27 protein-coding genes are annotated in these 18,505 nt (G+C 62.2%); 26 read left to right on the plus strand and 1 reads right to left on the minus strand.

The annotated features are described in order from the left end of the window. Positions 1–7 precede the first annotated feature (7 nt). From KCX59_RS01140 to KCX59_RS01260, 25 genes are all read left to right on the plus strand, one after another. Positions 8–1,270 (plus strand): head maturation protease, ClpP-related, encoded by a 1,263-nt coding sequence (locus tag KCX59_RS01140; protein ID WP_179017466.1) that lies wholly within the window; start codon positions 8–10, stop codon positions 1,268–1,270. A 2-nt stretch (positions 1,271–1,272) separates the two neighbouring features. Then, on the plus strand, positions 1,273–1,662 hold the full coding sequence (locus KCX59_RS01145) for a capsid cement protein (protein ID WP_179017467.1): 390 nt from the start codon (positions 1,273–1,275) through the stop codon (positions 1,660–1,662). A gap of 10 nt (positions 1,663–1,672) precedes the next feature. Then, positions 1,673–2,605: a hypothetical protein gene (locus KCX59_RS01150; protein WP_179017468.1), complete on the plus strand. Its 933-nt coding sequence runs from the start codon at positions 1,673–1,675 to the stop codon at positions 2,603–2,605. Position 2,606: 1 nt separating this feature from the next. Beyond that, positions 2,607–2,909, plus strand: a complete 303-nt coding sequence (locus KCX59_RS01155) for a hypothetical protein (RefSeq protein WP_179017469.1) — start codon at positions 2,607–2,609, stop codon at positions 2,907–2,909. A gap of 15 nt (positions 2,910–2,924) precedes the next feature. Then, on the plus strand, positions 2,925–3,356 hold the full coding sequence (locus KCX59_RS01160; RefSeq protein ID WP_179017470.1) for a Gp19/Gp15/Gp42 family protein: 432 nt from the start codon (positions 2,925–2,927) through the stop codon (positions 3,354–3,356). Beyond that, the gene (locus KCX59_RS01165) at positions 3,356–3,706 is read left to right on the plus strand and encodes a hypothetical protein (RefSeq protein WP_179017471.1); all 351 of its coding nucleotides are present in this window, start codon (positions 3,356–3,358) and stop codon (positions 3,704–3,706) included. The genes KCX59_RS01160 and KCX59_RS01165 overlap by 1 nt, the downstream gene beginning before the upstream one ends. Further along, positions 3,706–3,987, plus strand: coding sequence for an HK97 gp10 family phage protein (locus KCX59_RS01170; protein ID WP_179017472.1), 282 nt, complete (start codon positions 3,706–3,708; stop codon positions 3,985–3,987). The genes KCX59_RS01165 and KCX59_RS01170 overlap by 1 nt, the downstream gene beginning before the upstream one ends. Positions 3,988–4,081: 94 nt before the next feature. Then, on the plus strand, positions 4,082–4,405 hold the full coding sequence (locus KCX59_RS01175; protein ID WP_179017473.1) for a hypothetical protein: 324 nt from the start codon (positions 4,082–4,084) through the stop codon (positions 4,403–4,405). Positions 4,406–4,472: 67 nt separating this feature from the next. After that, entirely contained in the window at positions 4,473–5,051 is a 579-nt protein-coding gene (locus KCX59_RS01180; RefSeq protein ID WP_179017474.1) for a hypothetical protein, read from the plus strand. Between the two features lie 100 nt (positions 5,052–5,151). Further along, positions 5,152–5,514 carry a hypothetical protein gene (locus tag KCX59_RS01185; RefSeq protein ID WP_179017475.1) on the plus strand — a complete coding sequence of 121 codons (363 nt, stop codon included), beginning with the start codon at positions 5,152–5,154 and terminating at the stop codon, positions 5,512–5,514. Between the two features lie 29 nt (positions 5,515–5,543). Then, positions 5,544–5,837 (plus strand): hypothetical protein, encoded by a 294-nt coding sequence (locus KCX59_RS01190; protein ID WP_179017476.1) that lies wholly within the window; start codon positions 5,544–5,546, stop codon positions 5,835–5,837. A gap of 11 nt (positions 5,838–5,848) precedes the next feature. Continuing rightward, positions 5,849–8,677, plus strand: coding sequence for a phage tail protein (locus tag KCX59_RS01195; protein WP_179017477.1), 2,829 nt, complete (start codon positions 5,849–5,851; stop codon positions 8,675–8,677). Positions 8,678–8,689: 12 nt separating this feature from the next. Next, positions 8,690–9,607 (plus strand): phage distal tail protein, encoded by a 918-nt coding sequence (locus KCX59_RS01200; protein WP_179017478.1) that lies wholly within the window; start codon positions 8,690–8,692, stop codon positions 9,605–9,607. Between the two features lies 1 nt (position 9,608). Continuing rightward, positions 9,609–10,631: a hypothetical protein gene (locus KCX59_RS01205; protein WP_179017479.1), complete on the plus strand. Its 1,023-nt coding sequence runs from the start codon at positions 9,609–9,611 to the stop codon at positions 10,629–10,631. Positions 10,632–10,654: 23 nt separating this feature from the next. Continuing rightward, positions 10,655–11,002, plus strand: coding sequence for a hypothetical protein (locus KCX59_RS01210; RefSeq protein WP_179017480.1), 348 nt, complete (start codon positions 10,655–10,657; stop codon positions 11,000–11,002). Then, positions 10,986–11,867: a hypothetical protein gene (locus tag KCX59_RS01215; protein WP_179017481.1), complete on the plus strand. Its 882-nt coding sequence runs from the start codon at positions 10,986–10,988 to the stop codon at positions 11,865–11,867. Before KCX59_RS01210 ends, KCX59_RS01215 begins: the two co-directional genes overlap by 17 nt. Before the next feature lie 8 nt (positions 11,868–11,875). Beyond that, positions 11,876–12,442 (plus strand): hypothetical protein, encoded by a 567-nt coding sequence (locus tag KCX59_RS01220; protein WP_179017482.1) that lies wholly within the window; start codon positions 11,876–11,878, stop codon positions 12,440–12,442. 10 nt (positions 12,443–12,452) lie between these two features. Next, positions 12,453–12,830, plus strand: a complete 378-nt coding sequence (locus tag KCX59_RS01225; protein WP_179017483.1) for a hypothetical protein — start codon at positions 12,453–12,455, stop codon at positions 12,828–12,830. A 2-nt stretch (positions 12,831–12,832) separates the two neighbouring features. Next, positions 12,833–13,183 carry a hypothetical protein gene (locus tag KCX59_RS01230; RefSeq protein ID WP_179017484.1) on the plus strand — a complete coding sequence of 117 codons (351 nt, stop codon included), beginning with the start codon at positions 12,833–12,835 and terminating at the stop codon, positions 13,181–13,183. Positions 13,184–13,208: 25 nt separating this feature from the next. Next, positions 13,209–14,318: a hypothetical protein gene (locus KCX59_RS01235; RefSeq protein WP_179017485.1), complete on the plus strand. Its 1,110-nt coding sequence runs from the start codon at positions 13,209–13,211 to the stop codon at positions 14,316–14,318. Next, positions 14,319–15,299, plus strand: a complete 981-nt coding sequence (locus tag KCX59_RS01240) for a tail fiber domain-containing protein (protein WP_179017486.1) — start codon at positions 14,319–14,321, stop codon at positions 15,297–15,299. Then, positions 15,299–15,664: a hypothetical protein gene (locus KCX59_RS01245; protein WP_179017487.1), complete on the plus strand. Its 366-nt coding sequence runs from the start codon at positions 15,299–15,301 to the stop codon at positions 15,662–15,664. Before KCX59_RS01240 ends, KCX59_RS01245 begins: the two co-directional genes overlap by 1 nt. Positions 15,665–15,667: 3 nt before the next feature. After that, a complete protein-coding gene (locus KCX59_RS01250) occupies positions 15,668–16,285 on the plus strand; it encodes a hypothetical protein (RefSeq protein ID WP_179017488.1) in 618 nt (205 codons plus the stop codon). 11 nt (positions 16,286–16,296) lie between these two features. Then, on the plus strand, positions 16,297–16,482 hold the full coding sequence (locus tag KCX59_RS01255) for a hypothetical protein (protein WP_179017489.1): 186 nt from the start codon (positions 16,297–16,299) through the stop codon (positions 16,480–16,482). 3 nt (positions 16,483–16,485) lie between these two features. Beyond that, entirely contained in the window at positions 16,486–17,793 is a 1,308-nt protein-coding gene (locus KCX59_RS01260) for a hypothetical protein (RefSeq protein ID WP_179017490.1), read from the plus strand. Here the strand turns inward: KCX59_RS01260 and KCX59_RS01265 are convergent. Next, complete coding sequence (locus tag KCX59_RS01265; protein WP_179017491.1) at positions 17,790–17,969, minus strand: hypothetical protein; 180 nt, start codon at positions 17,967–17,969, stop codon at positions 17,790–17,792. The genes KCX59_RS01260 and KCX59_RS01265 overlap by 4 nt on opposite strands. 150 nt (positions 17,970–18,119) lie before the next feature. Between KCX59_RS01265 and KCX59_RS01270 the strand changes: the two genes are divergently transcribed. Next, positions 18,120–18,503 (plus strand): hypothetical protein, encoded by a 384-nt coding sequence (locus KCX59_RS01270; protein WP_179017492.1) that lies wholly within the window; start codon positions 18,120–18,122, stop codon positions 18,501–18,503. The last annotated feature ends 2 nt before the right edge of the window (positions 18,504–18,505 follow it).

Below are 18,505 nucleotides of genomic sequence, written 5' to 3' on the forward strand. Positions count from 1 at the left end.
AACCCAGATGAGCAGACCACTGAAGATGGCAACCGAAGGTAAGCAGTGGTACCGGATGGAAGCCAAATCCGGGGACGCAGCGGATGTCTATATTTACGACGTAATTGACAGTTACTGGGGTGTGAACGCATCCGAGTTCGTCACGGAGCTGGCGGCCCTCGACGTCGAGAACATCAACCTCTACGTCAACTCCCCGGGCGGATCAGTGTTTGACGGAACAGCGATCATGAACGCGCTGCGCCGTCACAAGGCGCACGTTACCGCCACCGTGGACGGGCTGGCAGCATCAGCGGCTTCCTTCATCGTCCAAGCGGCCGATGAAGTGGTCATGGGCTTCGGCGCGGAAATGATGATCCACGACGCCTCAGCCGTGTGCTGGGGCAACGCGGCAGACATGGAAGAAACGGCCAAGGTCCTCAACCAACTGTCCGAAACGATCGCCAGCGTCTACGCAGAGCGCGCCGGAGGAACCATTGAAGAGTGGCGCACCGCGATGCACGCAGAGACCTGGTACACGGCAGAGGAAGCTGTGGCCGCTGGCCTCGCAGACCGCGTTGTAACCCGCAAGGGAAACGAAGCGGACGACGAAGCGGAAGCGTCCACAGCCAAGTTCGATCTGTCGATATTCGCCCATGCTGGCCGCCGCGACGCACCCCGGCCTATGGTCCCCACGAACCAAACCCGCAAGGAGGGCCTGAGCCTCGCCAACGGTCGGGCGCTCCAGCAACTTACCAACCTGGTCGATAAGACCACCAACATGCCTCCGGCCGAGCCGGCGGAACGTATCAACCCCCGAGAGAAAGGAACCGACAACATGTCGGATGCACTGAAAAAGGGGCTCCGTGAGCGGCTCGGCATCTCCGCCGAAGCGAACCTGGACGACGACGCCTTGCTGGCCGCCGTTGACGAGGTGCTTGCAGAGCAGGACACCGTTACAGCAACCGCAGCAGCGGGCACCGTCGTACTGGATGAAGCCCAGTACGCGAACCTCCAGGCCGCAGCTGAGGAGGGACGCGCAGCACGTAACCAGCAGCTCGCCGCTGAGAGGGCAGCAATTGTTGACTCCGCTGTGAACGATGGCCGGATCGCCCCGGCTCGTCGCGACCACTGGGTCGCTGCGCTCGCGGCTGATCCGGGTATGGCTGAGACTTTGGCGGGCCTCGCGCCCGGCTTGGTCAACCTGAAGCCGTCGGGCTACACCGGCGGCGTCAATGAGTCCACGGACGAGGACGAGCTCTACTCCAAGTTCTACCCCGGAAAGGAAGGCTGACCATGGGCCAGCACGTTCATCTGTTCCAGCCCGGCGACCCGGTAACGTTCACCGCTTCTGCCGATGTCACCGGCGGCCAGCTCGTCGTTATCACCGGAAACCGCACCGTCGGTCCCGCCGGAGCTAACGCTGTGGCGTGGGTCGGCACTGCCGCATTCGACGCCAAAGCGGGAGACAAGGTCACCGTCCTCAAGGGCGGCGTCCAGAAGGTTGCCGCCTCGGGAGCAATCGCCGCCGGTGCTCTTGTAGTTGCTGCCGCAGCCGGCAAGGTGTCGGCGCTCGCCGCCGTTACGACCCCGACGCCGGCGGACGTCACCAACAGCCGAGCCATTGTTGGCATCGCCCTCACCGGCGGCACGGACGTGCCCGTCGAAATCGACTTCACCCGCTAAGGAGGCCAAGTTGTCGTACACATACCCGGCACCACCCGCCGTCGTTACTGACGGCGATACCATCGAGGTTCATCACCTCCTCCGGACACCTTCTCTGGTGGCCCGGCGTCTGCGCACGCTGCTGGAGCAGCGCTACATCGCAGACTTCCTCCTTGCCGGTCGATTCGTCGCCGCCGGCGGGTCCATCCTTTACGAAACGGGCGAAGAGATCTTCACCGACGACGACCCCGAGGCAATCGCCCCGGGCGCCGGCTACCCGAAGACCAAGGCATCTGCCGGTGAGCTTGCATCCGCGAAGACCACCAAGTGGGGCCAGGACGTCCCGGTAACGGACGAGGCCATTGCGCGACTGGGCATCAACCCTGTTGAGCGTGCCTTCACGAAGCTCGTCAACCGGTCCATTCGCTACGTGGACTCCGCTGCACTCGGGGTCATCGCGTCGAAGATCACCCAGACGTACAACGTCACCGGCGGCGGCGCCCCCGGCGCTTGGACGGACGGCAACAAGATCGTAGAAGGAACGTTGCTTGCTAAGGCGCAGGTCACTGCGCTGGACGAGGGTTTCGATCCCAACGTGATCGTCCTCAACGATGCACAGTGGGCCAAGGCCATCGGACGACTGGTCACTTCCGGGCTACTGCCGCGAGAGGCGAGCAACCCGGTCGTCACCGGTTCGTGGCCGCAGGCGTTGGGCTTGACGTGGGTCAGCACGAACCACAGCCCCACGGCAGACCCGATCTTGGTGGACCGGGAGCAGCTCGGCGGCATGGCCGATGAGAAGCTTGGCGGTCCCGGCTACGTCAGCTCCGGCGGCGTTGGCGTAGAAACGAAAGCCATCCGTGAGGAAAAGACAGACGGCTACCTGCTGCGCGCTCGCCGCGTGACGGTGCCTGTCGTTCTGGAACCGAATGCAGGCGTCAAGATCACGAACACGGGGCTCTGATATGGGACACATTGTCACTGCCACGTTGATCGTGGCTAAAACCGGAGATACGGAGCGCTACTTCGATAAGGGCGCAGTCCTGCCGGCCAGCGTCACGACCGAAGAGCGCAAGCGGCTGGTGGCTGCGGGGCTGGTTAAGTTCGAAAAGGATGCCCCCACAGCTGCGGAAGCGGCTGAAAAGGCTGCCGCCGATGCAAAAGCGGCAGCAGAAGCGAAAGCGGCGGCTGACTCGAAGGAAGCGACCGACGCCGCAGCCGCAGCTGCAGCTAAGACCACTGCTGCCAAGACAACGCCGGCGAAGTAAGAGGAGGTGGACGCCATGGCTACTGATCTGGCAACAATTCCAACGATCGAGCAGGCATGGCGTCCACTCAACTCTGTGGAGAAGCCCAGGGCGGAGTACTACCTCGGAAAGGCTTCTCGTGCCATCCGACGTCGTTGGCCCGACGTCGATCAACGCATTCTCAACCCTAACGATTACCTGACTGCTGATGACGTCTCTGACGTGGTGGTGCAGATGGTGCTCAGTGCGGTGGATGTTCCGCCCATACGGGGCGCGAAGTCCTTCTCAGAAGGTGTTGGGCCAATGTCGCGGTCAGCCACGCTGCTGGCTGGCAGCACCAATCCGACCGAGATTCACGGCTGGATGGTGGAGGTATTCGAAGGGCGCAGCACAACCCTTCCCGTCTTCCACTCCCCGCCTTCCGGTAACTACGAGGGCCTTTTCATCTGGCCGGAAGGGCGGTGCTGATGTTTCCCCTGGCGAACGGCGAAACGGTGGTGCGGGAACGGGCGCAGCTCGTGAATGATACCTACTCGGGCGAAGCCACCCAGAGGGACTGGTCAGAGCCGGACACGATCGACATTGAGGGCTGCGCTATTGCCCCGTCCAGCAGCGTCGAGACGCAGACCGAGAACCGGAACACGGTGAGTACGGCAATGAGCCTCTATTGCGCCCCAGGGGCGGACGTGCTGCCCCAGGACCGCATCAGGGCACGATCCGGACTGTGGCAGGTTGAGGGTGAAGTTGCCGACTGGCACAACGCGCTCACTGGCTGGAATCCCGGCGTCGAGTTCAGAGTGACGAAGGTGGTGGGCTGATGGCCGGCGTGGACTTCAACGACTCATTCTTTGAACAGCTCGGGCGCTCGCCGGCAGTAACCGGCTTGTGTGTGGAAAAGGCCAACAGGGTCGCCGCTGCTGCCCGTGCCTCGGCGCCGAGGGACAGTAACGCATATGCGAACAGCATCCGCGTGGAGGTTGTTCGCCGCGGTCGCCGTAACGCGGCGCTCGTTATCGCGGACAGTCCGATTGCTTTGCTGGTCGAGTCCAAGACAGGAAACCTTGCCCGGGCGTTGAACCAGGTGAAGAAGAGTGGGTAAGCGCGTCATCCACTCAGACCTTGAGGAGTTCCTTACCGGGTTCATCCGGCGAGAGCTGGCGGCTATCGGATCACCTCTGGCCTCTGGCGTGTTTGTGAGCAATCAGTTTCCCAGCCCGGCCCGACCTAAGTCGGTGATCGTCCGTGACGACGGCGGCCCGGATGTCTCGATCGTCACCAACGAACCAACGGTCGGGATCACCATCCTGACCGACAAAGATCTTACCGACGGCAAGACGGCCACGGACCTGTCTCACCTGGTCAAGGCCATCGTCAAGGACTGCGCTCGCGTGGAACCGGGCAACCCGGTTGCTGCGGTGCTCGGCTTCAACGGCCCGTACACGGTCCCGGACGAAACGGGCCACCCTCGGCGATACATGACGGCTGAACTGTCCGTCGCCGGCGAAGAGCTGGCTTAGAGCTTTACCCAAACCAATCAACCAGCCATTCACGCCTGTGAATGGTTTTTCTATTTGGAGGCAAATAATGGCTGCTGATGAACTCGGCAACGACGTCGAAGCTGTTGGTGTACCGGTAACCGGACACATCGGCTTCGCACCTTTCGGGACGGCTGTCCCCACCCCTGTGGCCGGTAAGGCCCTCGACTACGAACTTCCCGTCGATTTCAAGATCCCCGGCCTCCTCACGGAAGACGGCGGCTTTGAATGGACCATGGAGGCTGACGGCGACGCGATCACCTTCTGGCAGGAGGGATACTCCATCCCGTCCGGCCTCGCGAACGTCGAACTGAAGGTCAAGTTCGCCCAGACCGACGAGACGGTGCGCCAGATCATCCGGGGCAAGGTTGCGGACGCGAATGGTTACATGACCATCGACGGCGGCGGCACATCCACCAGGTACGTGGCGTTCACCGAGGAGATCTTCAAGAACGGCGTGATCCGCCGGCGCGTGGCGGCCAACGTCGGCGTGAAGTCGGTCAAGGAAGACAAGTCCGAGCGCGGCAAGGTCCTCGGTTACGAAGTCACGTTCTCGATATCCCGCGCACCGGAGCTGGAAAACCAGCACCTTGGCGAATGGCTGATCCCGCTGCCCGTCACCCCCTAGCCTCCGGGCTCCTTAGACCTGTGGTCCCGTGCTCTCGATGGGTGAGCGCGGGACCACAGCTTTCAACCCATCAAACCCATCACACCCATTAGGAGTAGCAATGACCAAGCAGGAAGCAGCACCCAAGCCCAAGTTCCTCGTTGTTGAGAACAACCTGAAGTGCCAGACGGAGAACGGAGAGCTGTCGCTCCCACTCGGCGTGAAGTTCGGAACCATCCGCAAGCTGATGGGCGGCGAACAGAAGACCCAGTACGAGGAATTCGAGTTCTTCATGACTGAGATCTTCAGCGAAGCCAACAACAAGGCGCTGGACGACTTGGACGCTGCCGAGGCTGGAGAGATCCTCACCGAATACAGCGACGCCCTCTCGAAGCGATTCCAGGTGAGCATGGGAAAATCCGTTGGCTCGTCGGACTCCTCAGAGAGCACCGAGGAGCAATCGCCTACGACTTCCGAAAGCTAGGCATTTCGGTTGAGGACATTGGCGAGTCCTTGCCTGTCTGGGAGGCCGTGGAACTAGCCGAGCAAATAGCCCTGGACATGGGTTCTCGCCTGTTCGCTGCGCTCGCCGGTTGGTCCTTCCCAATGACTCGCGGGGAAATGATGGCCACGGCCTCATTCACTCGGGAGTTTAACGCGAACCGGGACAAGGACACTCCGCCGTTCGTGCCCGACTGGCCATGGCCCACTGAGGCGCCGGTTGAAGAAGTCACCCCCGAGGAACGCGCCCGTGCTGAGGCGCAACTGAAGCAGTACAGCGCCTTCGGGCAAATCAGAACTAAATAAGGGGGCCTCTGGTGTCTGAAGTCGGGTCCGGTCAGGTAGCAATCTTCCCCACATTTCGGGGATTCCGGTCTTCAGTCAACTCAGAGGTTGCTGGCGCTGGACGCGAGGGCGGTAAGACGTTCAGCTCCGCGTTCACCGCCGGCGCCGGCGATCCCGGCCAGGCTCTGGTCAAGAAGCTCAATGCACAGATCGCATCGGGCGCTAAGGCGCTCTCGGCGGCACGCCTCCAAGAGCAGGACGCCACTGGCAAGGTCCGTGTAGCCGAAGCGGCGCTCAACGAGGCACGCGCCAGGGGCGAGCAGGGTAGCGCTCGCGTTATCGCCGCAGAAGAGCGTCTGGCGACGGCAAAGCGGAAACTCTCCGAGGCCAGCGGCAAGACCATCGCGGCATCGGATCAGCTGCGGCAGTCCCAGACGAAACTGGCTGAGGCCATGGACTCTGCCGGATCTTCTGGAGAGCAGGCGGCCGGCCGTTTCGGTCGGGGTTGGCAGAGCATCAAGTCGAAGCTCTCCGGTGCTGCCAAGAGCGCTGTCGATGAAGAGGGTAATAAAGCCAAGGAAGCGGCTGACAAAGCCGGGCAGGATTCTGGCGGGCGGTTCGGTAGGGGATTCAAGGCCCTCGTTGGTCCTGCGATCGCCCTCGCAAGCGCGGGTGTCTTCGGCGGGTTCGTGGCCGAGGCTGCCCGGGCGAGCGACGCTACGGACAAGTTCAAAGCCACGATGGACTTCGCGGGGCTGGACACCTCAGCCATCGATGCGGCGTCCAAGGCGGCGAAGGACTACGCAGATCAGACAGTCTTTGACCTGCCGACGATCCAGAACACCATCGCGCAGCTGGCATCCAACGGCGTCCAGGATTACACCGGCCTAACCAAGGCTGCGGGTAACCTCAACGCCGTCGCTGGCGGCAACGCGGACACCTTCAAGTCTGTGGCCATGGTCATGACCCAGACCGCCGGCGCGGGCAAGCTCACGACGGAGAACTGGAACCAGATGGCTGACGCCATCCCCGGTGCAGCTGGTCCGTTGATGCGCTCGCTGGAGGAGGCCGGAGCTTACACCGGCAACTTCCGCGACGCGATGGCCGCCGGTGAGATCACGTCCGAAGAGTTCAACGCCGCGCTGATGAAGCTCGGCAACGATCCGGTGGCCGTGGAGGCTGCCAAGTCCACCAAGACGTTTGAGGGTGCAATCGGCAACCTTCAGGCCACGATCAACTCAGGCCTGATGGGCGCCCTGGACAAGATGAAGCCCGGTATCACCGGCGCCATCAACCTTGTCTCTGGTGGCCTTGGTAAGGCGTTCGAGTGGACGGGCAAGGCCGCTTCCGGCCTGATAGACGTCTTCGCCAATGGCGACTTCACCACCAACCTGCGTGAAGCCTTCAACGTCGAGGAAGACTCGGGCTTTGTCAGCTTCCTGTTCAGCATCCGGGACGCTGCCAACGAGGTAGGCGGAGGCTTCCGAGCCTTCGGCGCTGCCTGGAAAGCAGCGGACGGAGATGTAACCTCCTCCGGATTCCCCGGATTCATGGAGCAGCTCGCCAACGCGCTCAAGCCTGTATTCGACGCTTTCAAGGCGCTCGCACCGACAGTGCTCGGGCTGTTCCAGTCCTTCTCGCCCATCGGGCTGTTGTTCCAAGCGCTGCAACCGGTCCTGCCGGTCCTGGCAGCCGCCATAGGACAGCTCGGCATGGCGCTCGCCGGAGTGCTGGGTTCGGCGCTGACAACCGTGCAGCCTCTGATTCAGACACTGGTCGGGGTCCTCAGCGGCGTGTTCATCGCGATCATGCCGAGCATCGTCAGCCTGATATCGATGCTGGGTGACGCGTTCACCATGCTCTCTCCGGTGATCAGCATGGTTCTTGGCGCGGTGCTTCCGCTCATCACCACGCTGGTCTCTCAGCTCGCGCCGATCATCATCAACCTGGTCACCTCGATCCTGCCTCCGCTGATCGACATCTTCAGCATGGTCATTGCGGCGATCGCTCCACTGATCACCCAGATCTTGGATCTCCTGATTCCGGTGATCCAAGCGCTGATGCCCGTTGTGGTGACGGTCTTCGGCGTGATTGCTGACGTGATCAAAGCGGCGATGCAGATCGTGCAGGGCATCATCCAGGTGGTCACGGGGATCATCTCTGGAAACTGGTCGCAGGTTTGGTCTGGGATTCAGAACATCTTCGGCGGTATCTGGAACGCAATCGTTGCCGTTGTGCGCGGAGCTATCCAGATCGTCGGCTCCGTCATCCAGGCGGGACTGAGCATCGTCGGAAACGTCGTCGGCTCCGTCCTTGGCAATATCGGATCGTTCTTCGCTGACACGTGGCGGAACATCACCAACGGAGTCTCCGGGTTCATCTCCGGATTCCTCGGGTTCTTCAACGACCTGCCCGGCAAGATCATCGGTGCACTATCCGGCGCGAGCACCTGGCTGCTCGACGTCGGCAGGAACATCGTCCAAGGCCTCATCAACGGCGCCAAGGGAATGATCGACAACGCCGTGCAGGCCATCAAGGACGTCGGCGGGGCGATGCTCGACGGCGTCAAGGGATTCCTCGGCATCAAGTCGCCGTCACGGCGGTTCCGGTTCGAGGTCGGCCAGCAGGTTGGAGAGGGCGCCCGGTTGGGCATCCTCGACAAGGTGAAGTCCGTGGCCGACGCCGCAAAGCGACTGGTCACAATCCCGAACGTCCCGGGCATGGGTGGAGGCAGCACTGCTTTCGGCGCGGGGGCGGCTTCCGTCGGGGGCCAGACCAACCACATCACTATCAACGAAGTGACTGACCCCAATGGGACATCCGCTGCCGTCGTCAGGCGCCTCGGCGCACTAGCACCATAGGAGGGGCCTGACATGCCTTACCCATCCCCGATCACCTACCCATCCAGGTTGCTGTTCCCAGGCACAGCACTCCCGGAACTTCAGGGCAGGTCACCCATAGCTTTGGGTGACCTGCTCATGAACTGGGTAGATGAAGACGGCACCATATGGGCGGTGGAGAAGAACCCCGGCTGGCTCGGCTCGCCGGCCTCCACAGCCCAGTTCAACCAGCGCGCTCGCGGCAACGGAACGACGACAACTGAGGGCTTCCTGACCGGCAAAGTACTGCCCATGGAAGGCAAGATTCGGGCCCGCTCGCCGGAGACCCTGTCCTTCGCTCTCGACAGGCTCAACGCCGCCGTCAGCGTGGACCCGTTCACCCTGCTGGTTTCCGAATCGGGCAGGGTCCGCCACATGCAGGTGCAGCGTCAGGACGAGATCCTGACGGACACCCTCAGGGACGGGTTCACAGCCACGTTCAGCATTCAGGTTTTCGGCAAGGACCCCCGCAAGTTCGGAGACCTCGAATCAGTATCCACGCTGCTGCCCTTCGCGAGAGGTGGCCGGACATACCCGGCCACCTATCCGGTGGTCTACACCGGAGTTTCCAACAGCGGCCGAGTGCGGATCCATAACCCGGGCAACACCCAAGCCCCGGTCTGGCTACGCATCGACGGACCAATCCCCGCCGGCGGCTGGACCGTAACCCACGTGGGCAAGAAACGATCACTCACGTTCGCTTCAGCCTTGGCGCTCGCCTCTGGCGAATTCGTCACCGTGGACATGGACCGGCGGGAGGTGCTCGCGCAGGGCCAGTCCGCTAGGCAGGGGTACATCACGTCCCGCGGCTGGTTCTCGCTTGACCCAGGGGAAAACGAAATTGCATTCAGCGCGGCCAACTACTCGGCTACCGCGCAACTGACCGTACTTACGAAACCGGCTTGGAGCTGAGATGACTATTACTTGCCAGCCTATGGACGCGGCTGAAGGCCTTGATCTTCCGGCTTACTCGGCGTCGAACGAGCGCCAGGCCGATGCTGTTACGTACGGGGGCGGCTCGGGCCTGCCGCTGGCGGCACGTTCCGGGTTCCGCCCTGGGACCGGAAACGTCCTGACTGCCAGCTCCACTACTTGGACGTTGCAGCCGTGCGCAATCATGATTTCACCGAAAGCGGCTACTGCTCAGGGGTCTTACCGATGGGCCACCGACGCGAACCTCACCGGCGCGATCATTGCAGCCAACGCGACATTGCCCCGCAAGGACATCGTTTACATTCAGGTCAACGATTCATCCTCCGGTGATGGCTCAGGGGGGTTGAATGCCCCGCCGGTATATCTGGCGGGCACGCCATCTGCCACGCCTGAAGCCCCGGACCTTCCGGAACGAAGCTTCTTGATCGGTACGATCACCGTTCCGCAAGTCGGGGCGGGCTCACCGACGGTGGTTCGCAACCCGGCTGTGTTCGTTTCTGCTGGAGGTATCCAGCCGGTTTCGGGGCTCACAGAGCGCGGTGAGCTTTCGGCGTATGACGGTCTCGTTGTGCGACGCATGGACCTGCCAGGGCGGCCGCTCGATGTCCGTGACGCAACCGGGTGGCAAGACGAAACCCCCGCGCCGATCACGTTCGCAGCTGGGAGTCCGCCGGAATACCGGAACGCCGGGACCTACTATGACGCAACGCTGGCTGACGCTGCCGTGACTCGCAACGGGCGTCGCATATCGGGCCAGGGTGCAATCGCCAACAACGTGGCCATCACATTTTTGGCGAACACGGAGTACATCATCGGCACGGTGCCAGCTGGCTATCGACCCGCTACGAGATCACCACTATTTCAAGTCGCGCCCGGTGGCTACGTCTGCAACATGTGGGTGACCATCGGCGGGCAGATTCGTGTCAGCTTCTTTGTGCCCGTCCCTTCACAGGCCATCGGCAAGATGCTGTGGCCGCTGGACGGCACCGGATGGAACGGCTGATGCCGGGCAGGAGGGGCTGACGTGTGGAGCCGACAGCGCTTATCACAGCAATTCTCGCGGTGTTCACGGCTGCTGGCGGAGGGGCTTGGAAGCTCATCGACCGGGCGGACAAGAAACGCGAGAGAAGGGAGGTCGCCGTGGAGGAACTCCTGAAAGAACGAGTGGCTTCCCTCGAAGCCGAGAACCGCACTCTGAGGGCGGACAACGTCCAGATAGCTGCCGGTGCTGAGAAGCAGCGTCGCAAGGACAAACGGTACACCTCCCGAGTCAAGGCCGCGGCGGGGAAATGGCGTGAGCAGCTCCTTGTCAACGATCTCCAGCCTGATCCGAAGGACTGGCCAGTGGAGGACGAAAATGACGACACTGAATGACCCCAAGCTGCTCGCCGCAGCGGAACTCTCGTCCAAGTCCAGGAAGTCTGACAAACGGTGGAAGCTGGGACTCGCGCTCGCCGTGCTGCTGCTGGCGGCAGTGACTGCCATTGCCGTGGTTCTGGGCAGCAACAATGCGCGCCTCGCAACAGAAAATGCGGAGTTCGCCTCCAGGCAGCAGGTCGAAAAGAAGGAGATCGCGCAAGAAGCACGGCAGGCACTCTGCGGCTCCGGCGATCGAGAGATCTACGACAGGGACCTCTGCGAAAAATGGGCAGAGGCTGCCCAAGAGCCAAACGTGGTTCCGACAGCTCCCGCAGTCGTCGGAGGGCCATCCCAGCCTGACTTGGTCAACGCATTCCGCGAGTACTGCGCGGGAGGTAACTGCAAAGGCCAGGACGGCCAGCCGCCAACACCTGACGACGTCGCCGCGGCCTTCGCGCGGTTCTGTGCTGATGGCCGGTGCGTGGGGCCAGCTGGCAAAGATGCAGTGGACGGGCAACCCGGCAGAGATGGCGAGTCCCTTCCGCCGGAACCTGCAATGGTTCTCGCTGCGGTCAGTGACTACTGCTCCACTGGCGCTTGTCGTGGGGCGGACGGTGCAAACGGCCCACCACCCACGCCCGAAGCGATCCTTGCAGCAGTCCAGCAGTTCTGTGCAGCCGATGCCTGCCGAGGCCCAGCAGGCAATGACGGGCAGAAGGGCGAAAAGGGCGAAAAGGGAGATCCGCCCTCGTCGATCGTCATCGTTGACCCCAAGAGCGGGCAGACACTGACTTGCACGCCGGACCCGCCGGGTTCCACGACGTACACCTGCGCAGCAGCCGCTACACCGGAGGCTTCGCCAGCTCCACCAACCACATAGGAGGCGTCATGGCATTCGAGCTTTCGCGGTTCCAGTTTTGGCTTACATCCGTCCTGGGCGGCTACATCGATGCCGACGGCGCTTATGGCGCTCAGTGCTGGGACCTGCATGCGCACTTCGCCAGGTTCTTCGGCCTGCCTGTCATCAACACCACGGGAGGCTCGGGCGTATGGGCAGGGTACGCCGGCACCATGTACCGGGACTACCCGCAGACCACCGCCATTGAGGCAGCCTACGAGCGTATCCCTGCGTCCCAACCGGGCAAGGCGGGTGACACCGCAGTCTGGGGCGATTCCTTTTGGTACTACCCAAAGACGCACGTGGCTCAGGTTATTGAGGACGTCGGCTACGAGTACCTCCGCTGTGCATCCCAGAACAGCTCCGAGGGCCGGTGGGACAACCCCTTCCCGGGCCAGTCGTCCGGGCCGGTACTTGATCAGTGGCTCCCCAAGAAGGGCCTCCTCGGGTACCTGCGTCCCCGAACCGGATTGGTGTTGCAGGGAGAGATCGTCACAACGCCTAGCTACACGCCCGATCAGCAATTCCTAATCAATCTCCGCCTCACCCTTCCGTAAGGAGCCCGCCGTGACTGAACAACCATCCAAGAGCGTTGCCAATCAGGACAAGCTCGATTTTCTCTACGACTTCTCCCTTGTGGGCGGAGATTCAACGGGCGGGAAGTCGCTCCAGGAGCAGATCCGGGAGGCCCCCGAGGCGGCCCTCTGGCTGCCTTTGATCAATTGGGGGGAATACAAGACATCCGTCCTCGGCCAGCTTGCTTTCAACGCTAAGGGCATCGCACAGAACAACGCCGAGCTGGTGGCAATCAGGGGCCTGTTGCAACAGCTGGTCGAGCAAACGGCCGCCGGCGTCCCTGTGGTCATCGACTACGACCGGATCCGCCAGGACATCAAAGACAGCATGCCCACTTTCGAAATCGTTCCGATCATCAAGGAGAACTAAACATGGAATCACTCGACCCTCAGACCCTCAAGGCGCTCGCAGATCTCGGCCCAGTCGCCCTCTGGCTTCTCGCTGTCGGCTTCTTCAGCCCCCTGGTCATCGCAGTTATCCAGCAATCGGGCTGGTCTCCGCGTAAGCAAGCGATCGTGGCCTTCCTCTTCTACGTGGTGGTTGCCACGGTGACCGCCTATCTCAGCGGGATCTTCAGTACCGCCGGCGTGATCGTGGCGTTGCTCGTCATCTTCGTCACCGCCGGGAACAGCTACAAGCTGCTGTGGAAGCCGACAGGTGTTGCGCCTGCGATTCAGGCCGCAACTCCGATCGGTTCGAACCAGGGCAAGCACGAAGCGTAGCTTCCAAACGTAGGGGGGTCCTCACTTGGCCATTTCTTGGGTTGCCGTCGATGCAAACGACGGCACGATCATTGCGGACCTCCCTACGCTGAGCGTCAGCGGGGCTCTCAAACAGACGCTGATGCGGTACGAGTCTCAGACGGCGAACCTGCCGATGGATGGCGCCCCTGAGAACTGGCGTGAGGCTACCCGGAAGGGTGCCGTGTTCTTGGTGGCCCTGTCAGAGCCGGAGGAGAACGAGCCACGCGGCGTGCCGCTTTGGGGCGGTCTGATCATCCGACGGACTCGGAAGGTTGGCAACGGGGTGGACCTGAGCTTGGTGACAGCTGAGGGCTACTTCGATCGTGTCTACGTCGAAGATGAGGCGTTCACGGCCACGCCTCAGAACGTCATCGTCAAAACGATGGTGGAGAAGTACGCCAAAACGACGGTGACCAAACGCGGCCTCCCGCTGCGCGTACAGATCGTGGGCGGCAACGGGGCGCTTCGGAATAAGAACACGTGGAAGGACGCCGCGGATAAAACCCTGTACTCCGCACTGACTGACTTCTCCGGAATCATCGGCGGGCCTGAGTGGACCGTTGGCTGGGAATGGGTGGACGAGAAGAAACTTGGGCTGGTCCTCTACGTCGGTGACAGAATCGGCAGGACACCACCAGCGGGCCTCGGTCCGGCAGCCCACTTTGACCTGCCCGGCTCAGTCACGGAAGCCGAGCTGGTGGAAGGGTTCGGAGCGGACGAGGGCGCTAACGACGTCATGGCTGTCTCCACAGGGACCGAGGGCGCCCGACCGCAGTCCCCACACCAAAAGGTCACCACGGATCTTCGGCCCCGCTTCGAATACAGGTGGACCCCGGAGAGCGACATCAAAGACACCTCCACACTGACGGCGCATGCTCAACGGGCGCTTGCCGCGATGAAAGACGGTTCCCTGGCGATGACGCTGACAGCCAACCGGGGCGAGGCTCCGAAGCTTGGCCTCGATTGGTTCATTGGCGATGACGTTGGTTTCGACATCGAGGCCCCGGAATTTCCTGACGGGCTGGTTGGCACAGCTCGCTGCGTTGGCTGGGAGCTGACAGACGAAATGATCACTCCGCTGATTGACGTAACTGCCGTGAGGGGAATCGACTAGATGGCTCAACCAGGACTCCCAGGGTCACAGTTCCCGGGTGAGGATGCGATCAACCGCAGATTCCGCGAGCTGGAGCAGCGCGTCCAGCAGTTCAGTGCGGCGAACATCCTCGCAACAGCCGGCATCAACGCTGCAGCTGGTGGTGTGCTGGTCAACGGCTTCATGCAGTTCCGGCGCACCGACGGCACAACAGGCGTGCAGGTAGACCCCGAGACAGGCACCTTTACGGTGTTTGATGACGCCGGAGCGGCTCCTGTTACCCGGTTCGGTGAGTTGCTGGAAACCGCGCCGGGTGAGTACGGCGTGGAAGTGCTGGTTGGTTCCACGTGGGTGCGCCTCGGCAACCAAGTCACCACCTGGGACGGGGTGTCGGGTAAGCCGATGACTTTCCCGCCATCGGGCCACTCGCACGACGGTGGTGACATCACCTCGGCCGTGGCGAATGCGACCAACGCCGTGAACGCGACCACCGCGACCACGGCCACCACGGCGGCGAATGCCACGGAGGCCACTCACGCGGCCCAGGCTGACGGTTCGCAGTACGGGTGGACGAACAACGTCGCCGGCGGAAGCTTCTACGCGCTCTGGGTGGGAAACGATGGCGGCTACCACTTCGGCCGGAACGTCTCCTCCATCAAGTACAAGGAAAACGTCTCCAACGCTGACGTAGATCCGTTCAACGTCCTTCAGCTGCGTCCGGTCAGGTACGACCGGAAACCCACCTACCGCTTCCCACAAGATGCGGAAGGCAACCGGCTCGTAGGGCCCGAACAGCAATTCCTTGGCGCAAAGGGCGAGTTCGGGCTCATCGCGGAGGAAGTCGAGGAATCCCTTCCCGAGATCGTCACCCGCTATGACGGGCAAGTGGACGGCGTCCGCTACGACCTGCTGGGCGTGGCACTCCTGCCCGTAGTCCAGGCGCAACAACAACAGATCGACAAGCTCACCGCGGCTGTCCGCGCTCTCGGAGGAGATATTTGATGGCACGCAGAACTTGGGCCAACGGCATCATCGGCAACACCCCGCTGAACGCGGCCAGGCTAAACGATTTGGAAGAGGACTTGGAAGCAGCCCTGATGCAGCTCGCGCGCTCGCCGGAAGCACTGTTCAGCGGCTCCGTGATCGTGAACGACGACGGCGCCCCAACGTCAGCCAACGTGGTCTGGCCAGACGGCTCCACTGGGGTCTACTCAGGCACCGCGTCCGTGGCATGGCCAGGGGCGGTCAACGCCTACACCATCACCAAAACGGGCATCCCTGTTCTGAAGTTCACCCAGCCAATGGTCACCCGCAACGAATCCGGCGACATCACCACCCGCCCCGCCATTACAGTCACCGAGGAGTAGAACGTGACCACCGTCCATATCTCCCTGGTCAACCCACAACCCGACGGCACCACCGCACCAGCCCGGGCAACACACCGTTTCACCCCAACGAAGCGCCGGCCCCTCACCGGCACACCAGCCACCATCGTCCTGCCAACACCCTTCGAAGTCGCACTCGCTGATGGCGCCGCCGAAGTCGAGCTGGAACCAAACGGGCCGGACTGGGCTTGGCGCATCGATGAGTACGTGCCCGGCGCAGCAACCCGCACCACCTACGTGGCAGTCCCCGACGTCACCGAAGTGGACTACCCGGATCTCGTGCAGCTGGACCCATCCACACTCGACCCATCACCCCTGCCGCAGCCAGCATGGATCGCAGCGCAAAACCTCGCGCTCGCTGCGACGCCTGAGCTGCTTATGGTCGGTGAGATTACTCGAGACGCTGACGGCGCTCCGGTGTCTGCTGCTGTCTTGTGGCCGGATGGAACCGCCGGCGCTTACACAGGGTCGCCGTCCGACGACTTCCCAGGTGTGATCGACGCGTACGAGATCACCCACGGGCCAATCACCTACACACAGGCATTGGTCACCCGCAACAACTTCGGCGAGATCATCGCCAAACCACCCATCACCCTGAGCTAAGGAGCTGCCCCATGGGAATCCTGGACTTCCACCGTGTGCCTGACAAAGCACTCCCCGAACGGCTTTCGGAAGGGGAACTGAATGCCACCTATGTCCGCTTTGAGGACGAGAACGGCGACCCGCTTCCGACCCGCAATGTCGTGATCAAGGTGGACTCCACCAGCGGCGAAATCATCGACATCGTATCGGAGGCCTAAGCCATGGCGTACATGAAAGATAAGAAGGGCCGCCGATTGGACTCCTTCGAGGTAGCACCCAGGGAACTACTGGGCAACGCCCTCATGGGCCTCCGCCCCTGCGCTACCCGCACAAGGCTCGTTTACGCTCGCGACACCGCGGCGAACAGCCAGTCAGATGGCGTCCGCACGATGCGGACCAGCATGACTAAGCACTTCTTCCCCGACGATGCCCACAACATCCGCATTATCTATGGTGACTCGGCTTGGTGGAACACGAACACCACCAACAGCCCCATCACCATCACCGCCTCGATTGTCGTTGCCGGGCAGCTCTACCAGCAGACCTTCGGCGGCCGCGCATCGACCATCATTGACCCGATGGGCTACGCAACAAGCGATCCTATCGCCCCGAAGATCCCCGCTGGCACTTGGATTGAGATTCGCACATGCGTGTCCGTGGCCTCGGGCGCAAAGTGGCCTGTTGCGGCTGTTGTCAGCTCTGCTGGTGGCGTGGCTGAGGCGTTTTTCGATGACAGCGACGTAACAATGGTTGCTAGCCCCTCCTGGAATGGCTCGACCGGCGTGGCCCTCTACGGCCCGTCAGCAATCGTCGGCTTGGTGCCCAACCCATCGCGCCCGTCTGTGCTCCTAGACGGGGACAGTATCCTCCAGGGGTCCGGTGATAGCGCTGTTCAGATTCCATATGACTCTGGGTGGGCGTGCAAGGCTATGGCCAACCAGTTCAGCTATCTGCAAGGCTCGCTGCACGGTGACAGCGGCGTGAATCCCATTCCATGGGGCCGGGACCGTGGCAAGTTTGGCGGATGCACGGACTACGTTATCTCGGCCCTCGGGAGCAACGACCTCTACGTGAACCTGCGGACAGCCGCACAGCTTCAGGCGACACTGATTGCTCGCTGGCGGTTCTATCGCGATAAGGGATCTCGGGTGCTGGCAACAACTATCACTCCGCGCACAAGCTCGACTGACGCGTGGGCGACAGTGGCTAACCAGACGATCTCGAACACCACGGTCAACGCCCATCGGGTGGAGTACAACAACTGGCTCCGCGACGGCGCTCCTATGACATCGGCATTTGCCGCAGCCGCGGCAGGGACGGCGACGGCTGGCACCATCCGCATCGGTGACGCATCGCACCCGCTCTACGATTACTTGGAGATCGCGGACCTTGCCGAATCGGCGCGGGACTCTGGGAAGTGGGCTATTGATTCCGGGCAGCCGGTAGCGGACGGAACCCACCCCACCTTGTACATGGTCGGCCGGATTGCGGCAGGACTCAACCTGACCAATGAGATGCCTAAGTTCTAAGAGATCTTGGAAAGGCGGAGTAGCTCCAGGAGGGCAGCTTCGTAGTCGGCGCCGATCTCGGCTTCGCTGCGGGGCTGCAACTCAGGGCTGCTGAACTCCTTCGCCAGACTCTCTCGCTCGTCACGTTCAGCGAACTCCCGCTGGAGCTTCAAAAGTCGGATTCCGATATCGGCCACGGCCATTTCCCCTTTGCATGGTTGGAGCGAGATAGCCCAAGTCTAAGGGCAACATAAGACCGGTTACCTTCCCTGGCGTCATAGAGCCCCACCCCCGTTCTTCGGGAGGGTGGGGCTCTTTTGTCGTACCCCGAGGCGCATTATGGGTGCATGAATGGGTATGACGCAGAAAAGTTCGAAGCGGATGCGCTGACTGGCGACTGGAGGGCAGCTGTTGCCGTCCTTTCCAGATCGAACCTGCGACCGGAAGTGTTGGCGGCGCTGATGACAGAGGACGCTCATCTGGAAGTGGTGCTGAGCGTCATTGGTCGCCAAGACGTGACACCAGAACGCTTAGCCTGGGCGGCCACCTTCGATAACGCTCAGATTCTTGGCAGGGTGGTGTCAAACCCGAAGACGCCAACGCCGTTGATAAGGGAGATCCGAGACCGGGTGGCTGGTCGGGGCTCTGACATATGGGTGCTCCTGCGAGAGTACGCGGATAGGGTGCTGGATCGCATCGACCGCGAGTCAGGTCTCCACGGCGGGCGCTGAAC

Origin of the sequence: Paenarthrobacter nitroguajacolicus, assembly GCF_051027655.1 — a bacterium.
In the GTDB taxonomy this organism is placed as follows: domain Bacteria; phylum Actinomycetota; class Actinomycetes; order Actinomycetales; family Micrococcaceae; genus Arthrobacter; species Arthrobacter nitroguajacolicus.